The 8,752-nt window shown below is 74.3% G+C and carries 9 protein-coding genes; 2 read left to right on the top strand and 7 right to left on the bottom strand.

Annotated features, from left to right (window positions below):
* Positions 1-232: 232 nt before the first annotated feature.
* Entirely contained in the window at positions 233-1,120 is an 888-nt protein-coding gene (locus ACIQOV_RS14545; protein ID WP_401048554.1) for a DMT family transporter, read from the bottom strand.
* 268 nt (positions 1,121-1,388) lie between these two features.
* A complete protein-coding gene (locus ACIQOV_RS14540) occupies positions 1,389-2,192 on the bottom strand; it encodes an SAM-dependent methyltransferase (RefSeq protein ID WP_401048552.1) in 804 nt (267 codons plus the stop codon).
* 298 nt (positions 2,193-2,490) lie between these two features.
* On the opposite strand from ACIQOV_RS14540, the gene ACIQOV_RS14535 reads away from it, so the two are divergent.
* Together ACIQOV_RS14535 and ACIQOV_RS14530 are read left to right on the top strand one after the other, a co-directional pair.
* Complete coding sequence (locus ACIQOV_RS14535; RefSeq protein WP_359902517.1) at positions 2,491-3,090, top strand: sigma-70 family RNA polymerase sigma factor; 600 nt, start codon at positions 2,491-2,493, stop codon at positions 3,088-3,090.
* Complete coding sequence (locus ACIQOV_RS14530; protein ID WP_401048550.1) at positions 3,087-3,848, top strand: hypothetical protein; 762 nt, start codon at positions 3,087-3,089, stop codon at positions 3,846-3,848. The genes ACIQOV_RS14535 and ACIQOV_RS14530 overlap by 4 nt, the downstream gene beginning before the upstream one ends.
* A 29-nt stretch (positions 3,849-3,877) precedes the next feature.
* Here the strand turns inward: ACIQOV_RS14530 and ACIQOV_RS14525 are convergent, their stop codons facing one another.
* The 5 genes from ACIQOV_RS14525 to ACIQOV_RS14505 form a co-directional block, all read right to left on the bottom strand.
* A complete protein-coding gene (locus ACIQOV_RS14525) occupies positions 3,878-5,545 on the bottom strand; it encodes a condensation domain-containing protein (protein ID WP_401048549.1) in 1,668 nt (555 codons plus the stop codon).
* Positions 5,546-5,875: 330 nt separating this feature from the next.
* A complete protein-coding gene (locus ACIQOV_RS14520; protein ID WP_401048548.1) occupies positions 5,876-6,553 on the bottom strand; it encodes a 4'-phosphopantetheinyl transferase family protein in 678 nt (225 codons plus the stop codon).
* A complete protein-coding gene (locus ACIQOV_RS14515; RefSeq protein ID WP_401048546.1) occupies positions 6,550-7,335 on the bottom strand; it encodes a hypothetical protein in 786 nt (261 codons plus the stop codon). The genes ACIQOV_RS14520 and ACIQOV_RS14515 overlap by 4 nt, the downstream gene beginning before the upstream one ends.
* Positions 7,336-7,339: 4 nt before the next feature.
* A complete protein-coding gene (locus ACIQOV_RS14510) occupies positions 7,340-7,630 on the bottom strand; it encodes a phosphopantetheine-binding protein (RefSeq protein WP_049653836.1) in 291 nt (96 codons plus the stop codon).
* A gap of 138 nt (positions 7,631-7,768) precedes the next feature.
* Positions 7,769-8,701, bottom strand: a complete 933-nt coding sequence (locus ACIQOV_RS14505) for a 3-oxoacyl-[acyl-carrier-protein] synthase III C-terminal domain-containing protein (protein ID WP_401048544.1) — start codon at positions 8,699-8,701, stop codon at positions 7,769-7,771.
* Positions 8,702-8,752 lie beyond the last annotated feature (51 nt).

Raw genomic sequence — 8,752 nt, 5'->3', positions numbered from 1 at the left:
AAACATCTCAGTACCCGCAGGAAGAGAAAACAACCGTGATTCCGGGAGTAGTGGCGAGCGAAACTGGATGAGGCTAAACCTTGAGCGTGTGAGACTGGTCCGTGCGGGCCTTCGGGCCTGACCGCCGGGGTCGGGAGTGGGACTCCTCCGCCATCGGGCACCTGCCGCTCTGTGGCCGTGTCGCCGTCCGATTTGTCCGGCAAGTCACCTTCGCATGGCGGAGCCGTCCGGGCTACCGGGGCGGGACGGCGGGCTCCGCCTCGGTGTCCCGGTACGGAGCCACCAGTTCGGCGGACTCGCCCTCCAGCTCACCGAAGCGGGAGAGCACGAAGGTGCCGCCCACCGCGATCACGAAGCCGGTCAGCGCGCACCACTCGAACCCGGGCCGGGCGGCGTCCCCGAGCACCGTCACGCCGATCAGCGCCGGACCGAAGGTCTCGGTCACCGTCCCGGCGGCGGTCGCGGCCGTCACCGTCCCGCGCTGCAGCGCCATGGCGTAGGCGAGGTAGCCGCCGAGGCCGCCGACGGCGAGGGCGTAGGCGGCGGGATCGGTGAGGACGGCGACCGGGCCGGAGACGTCCAGGACCCGCACGGCCAGGCTGGTCACGCCGAAGCCGACCCCGGCCAGCAGGCCCAGGCCGGCCGCGGCCGCGTTGCCCTCCCGGCGCACCAGGACCACGGTGGCGAGCACCATGGCGGCGGTGGTGGCGAGCAGCGCCCAGTGGAAGGCGGTCGCGGCGTGGTCACGGCCCTCCTGGCCGGAGCCGAGCGCCAGCAGGGTCAGGCCGAGGACCACCGCGAGGATGCCCGCGAGATCGCCCCGGCGCAGCCGGGCGCCCAGCAGCCAGACGGCCGCCAGGGCGGTGACGGCCAGGCTGGCGTTGGTGACGGCCTGGACGAGGAAGAGCGGGAGGGTGCGCAGGGCGACGATGCTCAGCACGAAGCCGACGATGTCCAGCAGCGTGCCGAGGATGAACTGCCAGGACCGCAGCAGCGCGGCCAGCAGGCCCGCCCGCACCCGGTCGGCGCGCGGGGCCGACCGCGCGCCGCGCGCCTGGAAGACCGCCCCGAAGCCGAAGCAGACGGTCGCGGCCAACGCGGTGGTGAGTCCCAGCAGCATGCCTCTCCCTGCCTCGCGGGGCAGTATTCGGTTCCCCACCAGTCTGTGCCCGGGGGAACGGGGGCGCACGGGTGGGATGAAGGGAGCGAGCGGCAGCACCGGGACGGACGCTGCGTGCGCCGTGAGCGGCAGCACGGCAGCGCGGCATCACCGGGAGGACTCCACGACCCCGGTGGCCCGCACCGACGGATGCGGGGCCACCGGGGGCCGCGCCGGGCACCGGAGCACGGCATCGACCGGGCCGGGCGGTGGAAAGTCGTCCGATGGTTCACGGCCGGACGGCCACCGCGGCGTACAGCGAGACCTCCTCGGCGGCCCCGGGCGTCTCGTCCGGCGCGGGCCGCCACTGCGCGATGGGGACGAGCCCCGGGTCGAGGAGCGTCCAGCCGTCGAAGAAGCGGACGATCTCCGACCGGGTGCGGGCCTGGGCGGCGGTGCCGGCGGCCTCGTAGATCCGGGTCAGCCGGGCGATGTCCTCGGGTGCGAACTCGGGGCTGACGTGGGTCAGCACCAGGGCGCTGCCGGGGACGAGGGCGGATTTGAGGCGCTCGACCAGCTCGTACGCGCCGTGGGTGTCGGGGACGAAGTGGAGCAGGGCGTTGAGGGAGAGCGCGACCGGGCGGGACAGGTCGAGGGTCTCCCGCAGGCCCGGGGCGGCGAGCAGTCCGAGCGGGTCGGTGACGTCCGCCTCGACGTACGCGGTGCGGCCCTCGGGGGTGCCGGTGAGCAGGGCCTGGGCGTGCGAGAGCACGATCGGATCGTTGTCGGCGTAGACCACGCGGGCGTTCGGCCGGATGCCCTGGGCGACCTCGTGCAGGTTGGGCGAGGTGGGGATGCCGGTGCCGATGTCGATGAACTGGTCGAAGCCGGCCTCGGCGAGCGCCCGGGTCGAGCGCTGCATGAAGGCGCGGTTGACCCGGGCGGCGGCGCGCAGCCACGGCGCGACGGCGAGGGCCTGTCCGGCGGCCTCACGGTCGGCGGCGAAGTTGGTGAAGCCGCCGAGGAAGTAGTCGTACATCCGGGCCGAGTGCGGCACGTTCAGCCGCAGGTCCACCCCGTCGTAGAGACCCATCGCGCTCTCCCTCGGTTCCACTCCCGACCGATCATTCCCGACCGATCGCTCCTGACCACGATAGGCGGGACCGGTCGCGTTCCGAACAGCTTCGGAGCATTCCAACCAACCGACGACGCCCATGAGATGACCATCTGTATTCGGATTGCATCCTGGAGTGACGGGCCTGATGGAATGAGGATGGGCACCGACAGCCCGACCCTCGGGTGGCCGGGTGAGCAGCCGACGGCCACGGAAAGCAGGCTCGATGACGATCGACAGGGGTGCCCCGGCGCGCAGGTTCCGGGGCGGAACGGCCGTGGCGCACATTCACGGAGCGGAGACGGCGCCGGCGGCCGGCTCCGACCGCGCTCCCCGGTCCGACCCCGAACTCCGCCTGGGCCTCGCCTACGCCGCCTTCTGCGAGACGCACGAACCCGCCTGGCACGCGCTCGCGTTGACCCGGATAGGTAACCGGTCCGACGCGGAGCTGGTCGTCGGGGCGGTGAAGTCCGACCTGGCCCGCTGCTGGCCGCAGGTCCTGCGGTTCGAGGAACCGGCCGCCTACGCCTGGCGGTTGGCCAACCGGCACGTGTCGGACTGGGTGGCCGCCGAGGAGCCGGTGGAGGTGGAGGCGGTCACCTTCGCGGCGGTGATCGGGGCCTTCAAGCAGGTGGCGAAGGGGCTGCTGCACAGTGAGGCCGACGAGGTGCGGCTGTACGCGGCGATCCTCGAACTGCCGGACCGGCAGCGGGACGTGGTGATCCTGCGGTACCTGCTCGGCCTGCACGTCAAGGTGATCGCGGCGTACCTGGGGCGGCCGGTGGCGACGGTGCACTCCAACCTCCGGCACGCCCGGGAACGGCTGGCCCGCCGGCTCGGGGTGGGCGAACTCCCGGACGACGAGGGCGAGCTGTGACGGGGAGACCGGAGGAGGGCGCCCCGGCCGGTGCGGAACCGGCGGACGGCGGTCCGGCCGGTGCGGAACCGGCGGACGGCGGCCGGACGGTGTTCCGCGTTCCCCGGCCCGAACGCGCCCATGCGGAGCGGGTCGCGGCGCTGCGCCGGGCCAGGCTCACCGCCGCGCCCGCCCACCTGCCGTCGGAGCACGAGCAGGCGGCGTTCGAACTCGGCCTGGTGGTGGCCCTGGTGCTGGGCGCGCCGGACGCCTCGCGCGGACTCGACCTGCTGGTGAACGCGCGCCGGATCGAGCCGGAGGGGGCCGAGGTGTTCGGCGCGCTGCTGTACGCCACCGGCAAGGAGGAGGGCGCCGAGTTCTGGTGGCGCTTCGCGGCGGGCTCGGGCAGCGGGACGGCCGCCTACTGCCTGCACCTGCACCACCTGATGCTCGGCGAGACGGACGACGCCGACTACTGGCGGGCCTGGTCGGACCAGCTGGCGACGGTCGAACGACCGCCCGGGCCGCGGGTGTTGCGGATGAACCGGCCGCTGCTGCCGGACGACGTACGGCGGGACATCCTGTCGCGGGTGCACCGGGGGCTCGCCCCGCAGCTGCCGCCGGCGCTGGTCGCGGTGATCGACCGGCTGCCGGTGCAGGACGGGGACGAGGAGGAGGTGCCGAGCCCGTGGGGGCTCACCTCGGGGGCGACCTCCGGCTGCTCCTGGACGGACCTTCCGTGGGGAGCCGGGGACGATCACGGCGCCCCGTGGGAGTGAGTGTCCCGCGGGCTGCCGTGATCATCCGTTCAGGTGAGCGCCGACAGCCGGGCGACGACGGCCCGGTCGCGCCCGCTCCCGGTCTCGGTCCGCTCCCCCGCCGGCGAGGTGTGCCGGACGACGTACCGGTGCGGTGCCATCGCGGTGTCGCGCCCGGCCAGGGCGGCGACCACGGCGCGGTGGGCCTCGGCGGGGCCGAACGAGGGGTCGACGGCGGCCACCTCGGCCACCAGCGTTCCCTCGCTCACCGAGAGCCGGTGGTCCCCGAGCGCGGCGTCCAGGAGTTCGCGGACGGCCGCGAGATCGATCCAGGAGCCGTCGACCAGCCTCCATTCACCGCCCCGGCCGGCTCCCGGCGGACCGAGCGCCGCGGGCAGGTCGGCCAGCAGCACCGGGCCCTCGGCGGCGGCCGCGAGCACGGCCGGCAGCGCCCGGGCGAAAGTCTCGGCCTCCTCGGGGTCGAGCACCTGGGGGCAGGCGATCAGGGCGAAGTCCAGGCTGCCGGTGATCCGCAGGACGGTGAGCATCAGCCGGACCGGCAGCGGCGGGGCGGGCAGCACGGTGAGCTCGGGATCGGCGGCCGGGGGCGGCTGGACGGCGGCGACGGAGGCCGGGATGGTGAGACTCAGATCGTTGACGACCACCTGGCGGGCGAACCGGGCGCCGCGCACATGGGCCGCGTCGTCCACCAGCTGCCAGACCTTCTCGGCGTCCAGGGTGCTGTGCCAGTAGGCGCTCAGCGAGGCCGACTTGGCGCGGCCGATCAGCTGGTCGAGGTCGGCCGCGCCGGCGTCGAGCAGGATCAGCGCGTCCTGCGCGAGGGTGCCGACGTGGTCGATCAGGGCGGCGCGCTGACGGTTGGCCGACAGCGCCGAGAACACCAGCTCGGAGCGGCCCGCGCGGTGGGCGACCAGCGCGGCGAAGGCGGCGAGCAGGACGACCGAGGGGCTGGCGCCGGTGCGCCGGCAGACCGCGGCGAGGTCGTCGGCGGCGGTGCGCGAGCGGACCAGCAGGGCGCTGTGGTCGCGGGGCGGGCCGCTGATCCGCGCGTCGGAGAAGACGCCCACCGGACCGGCGGTCAGGATCCGGGCCCAGTGCCGCAGGGCGGCCGCCGACCTGCGGCGGCCCTGGGCGCTCTGCTCCGCCACGGCGATCCCCAGCGGGGTCGGCGCGGTGACCGGCGGCAGCTCCTTCCCGGCGGCGAGGGCGCACCAGTCCTCGATCAGCACGGCGGTGGCGGCGCCGTCGGCGCCCGCGTGGCAGACCACGGCGACCAGCCGCAGCAGTCGCTCGCCCGCGGCGATCAGCGTGAACCGGATCCTCGGCGGCAGGTCGGGGCCGACCGGAACGGTGACATCGACCCGGCCCAACTCCTCTGCCATCGCGTTCAGTTCGGCCTCCGAGCGGCAGCCGGCCTCGACCACGGAGACGGCGAACCGGCCCTGCCGGTGCACCACCTGGCGGTCCGGGAATCCGTCCGGACCGGGGCCCGCGGGAAAGGAGGTCCGCAACGACTCGTGCCGCTCGACCAGCCGGCGGAGGGCGACCAGCCCGGAGGGGACCGAGGTGCCGTCGGGCACCGGCCAGACGGACTCCTTGTTGATCGCCTCGGGGGCACTGGCCCGGATGCAGCGGATCATGTTGTCCTGGCCGCGGGTGAGCGGTCCGGAGCCGCTGCTCTCGGCGGCGTACCGCACGGTGACCCGCCTGGTGGCCGGATTCGCGCCGCACGGTGTCGCGCCGAGTGACGCCGGGTCGTGCGGTGGAGCGCCGAGTAGCGTCGGGTCGTGCGGTGGAGCGCCGAGTAGCGTCGGGTCGTGCGGTGGAGCGCCGAGTAGCGTCGGGTCGTGCGGTGGAGCGCCGAGTGACGTCGGGTCCTGCGGTGGAGCGTCGTGCGGTGCCACGTCGTACACGCCTTTCGGCTTGCCGGGAAGGGCCGGGGAGGGCTCGGCAGGGGGTGTGACCGGGACGCTACCAGCGCCCTCGTCAGCTGGTCCAGACCAAACCTGACCTGATCGAGCGTTTCGTCAATTCCCGTGCCACTCATGCGAGTTGACATGTATTGACGATTCCCCGAGGGCGGCGACGGCAGCCCGGAACGGTTCCGCGACGGGGACGTCGCAGAGCCGGGCCGGGCCGGCGCCGAGCGCGCCCGGGTCGGCCACCAGCACCGGCGACGGACCGGCGACGGGCACGCCGAAGGACTGCACGACGCGCCCGCCGTACGCCTTGACGCAGGCCTCCCGGCGGCACCACAGCGCGGTGAACCGCGCCGCCCGCTCGGCCGGTTCCGCGGGCTCGGCGACGAACCACGCCTCCTCGACCGGGAACCAGCGGGCGGCCATCCGCTCGGCCGTCCGCGGGTCGTGGAGCCGTTCGACGTCGACACCGACCGCCCGCCCCTCGGCGAGGGCCAGCACCGCGACGGCGTCCGAGGCCGACCAGCTGACCCGCAGCCCGCCGTCCCCCGCCGGCTCGGGCTTGCCGTTCGGCCCGTACCGCCAGACCACGTCGGCCGGGTGCACGCCGAGCCGGGCGGCGACCAGCTGCCGGACGGCGCCGCGCACCACGGTGAAACGCTCGCGCGCCCCGGGGTCCATCCCGGACGCCCGGGCGCGCTCGCCCTGGTCGAGCAGCTGCCACAGCTCCCCGGCCGGAGCGGCCGGTTGACGTGTGTCGATCAGCCAGAGATCGATCGCCGTCACGGCAGGGTCAGCGTGCTCAGCACGCCGAGCCGGCGGTCGAACCCGGCCAGCAGCGCGGGCCGGCCGGCCGCCCGCCACTGCGGGAGGTGTTCGGCCAGCTCCGCCCAGAGTCCGGTGAACGGCTGCGTCGGCGGGGGCTCCGGCGGGCCGAAGCCGGGGCCGAGCAGCAGTGCCGCCTCGGGCCCGAGTTCCCCGGCCGCGGCCCGGACCGACTCGGCCGGGGAGGTCGCACCCCTGGTCTGCCGGACGGCCAGGCCCTCGCCGGGGGCCTCCTCGCAGACCAGCACCACCACCGCGTGCCACTCCGGCAGCGGCACCGGTCCGGGCGGCTCGTAGTGCAGCGCGGTCTGTTCGGCCAGCACCACCACGGCCCGGCGGCAGCCGCCGGTGCGCTGGTGGCCGGCGGCCAGCCGCAGTGCGGTGAAGGCCGCCGCGCCGCCCTGGTCGCAGACCGCGAAGGCGAGCGGGCCGCCCGGGACGGACCGGCTGAGCGCCAGCGAGGACGGCGCGCCGGGCCGCACGTCCGGGGTGTCGAAGGCCAGGATCAGCAGGTCGGCCGGCTCGTCCTCGGCGAGCGCCTCGCGGAGCACTCCGGCGGCCAGTTCCTCGTAGGAGTGGCCGACGCCCTCGCCGAGCAGGTCCTCGCGCAGCGGCAGGCCGTAGGGGCGGACGAGGTCGGAGACGAAGACCCGCAGGTCCGGGTCGAGCGAGGTCTCCGAGCGGCCGTCGAACCGGCGGGCCAGCGCCCGGGTGATCCGCAGACCGGTGGGACCGGGGGCCACCCGGTCAGTCCTCGGGGATGACGTGCCCGGCGACGTAGTCGGCCAGCCTGGTGACCGACCGCAGGTCGTCCTCGGTGATCTGCTCGACGTCCACCTGGATGTCGAGCGACTCCTCCAGCTCCAGGATCAGCTCGATGGTGCCGGCCGAGGTGAGGCCGAGGTCGTCGAAGAGGCAGGCGTCCTGCGGGATCTCGGGCAGTTCGCGCTTGAGGACGCGCGGCAGGAGCTCGCCGATGCCGTGCAGGATCCGCTCGCGCAGTTCGGGGTCGGTGGTCTGGACCGCGGCTTCTGACATGGGTGTCCCGTCCCGTCGTACGTGGGATGTGTGCTCCGGGGCTTACAGGCGCCCCGGGGCTCTGGGTGGTGTGGGAATCCGGCGTCACCGTGCGGACGGCGGCCGGCGGATTCGGCGGCATCGGTGGCCGGCGGACCGTCAGTACCGCATCGCCATCGCGGAGAAGGTCGCTCCGACACCGGCGGCGGCGATCAGGTAGTGGTCGCCGCGGCGGAGCAGCCCCCGCGTGGTGGCGGTGTGGAGATTGATGAGGCTGTCCGAGGCGAAACTGTGCCCGACCGACCGCACGTTGTCCAGCACGACTTTCTCGACCGGATAGCCGATCCGGCGCGCGATCATCCGCCAGGACGCCTGGTTGACGTTGTGCGGCAGGATCGCGGCCAGGTCGGAGAGGTCCAGACCGGCCTGGTCCAGGGCGGCCTCGATCGCCTCCACCATCACGTTCGGGTACTCGCGCTGGTAGCGGGCGAGCAGGTCCGGGTCCTCGGCCAGCCGGCCGTCGAACTCCGGGCGCTGGCGCACCACGAAGGAGAGCATCCGGTGGCGCTCGCCACCGGCGCTGACCAGGCAGGCGGCCGCGCCCTCGGCGAAGATGCCGGTCTCGGGCACCACCTGGGCGTCCCTGGTGAAGGTCTTCTCGCCGGTCAGCACCAGGGCGAGCGCCGCCGGGTCGGGTTCGTCCGCGAGCAGCCTGCCGGCCAGGTCGATGGCCAGCAGGCCCACCGCGCAGGCGTGGTGGGTCACCGTGAAGGCGTTGGCGTGCGCCAGTCCACGGGCTTCGAGCAGGTCGTGCAGCGGGTTGAGCGGATGGGGCACCGCCACCGGCATGCTGCGGGCGTGGATCACGAAGCGGATGTCGGGTTCGCGTCCACGCAGCTCCGGCAGGTTGTCCAGGGCGGCGTCGAGCAGGTCGGGCAGCGTCCCGGTCGGATCCAGACGCAGCTGGTCCAGGCCGTGGAAGCGGCGGAAGAGACGGAGTTGACGTGGGGTCAGGCCGATGAGCTCGCCCACAGCCTCGATGGGAACGGCGTGCGGGGGGAGGTGGACGGCCACTGCCTCCAGTGCGGTCACCCGGGCTAGTATTCCGACGCCCGCCGGGTCGCACAAGTGATCTCGGGCCCC

Source organism: Kitasatospora sp. NPDC091257 (genome assembly GCF_044757675.1).
Taxonomy (GTDB): Bacteria; Actinomycetota; Actinomycetes; order Streptomycetales; family Streptomycetaceae; genus Kitasatospora; species Kitasatospora lactacystinica.
The sequence above is the reverse complement of the archived record's forward strand: the minus strand, read 5'-3'. Positions and strand labels throughout refer to the sequence as shown.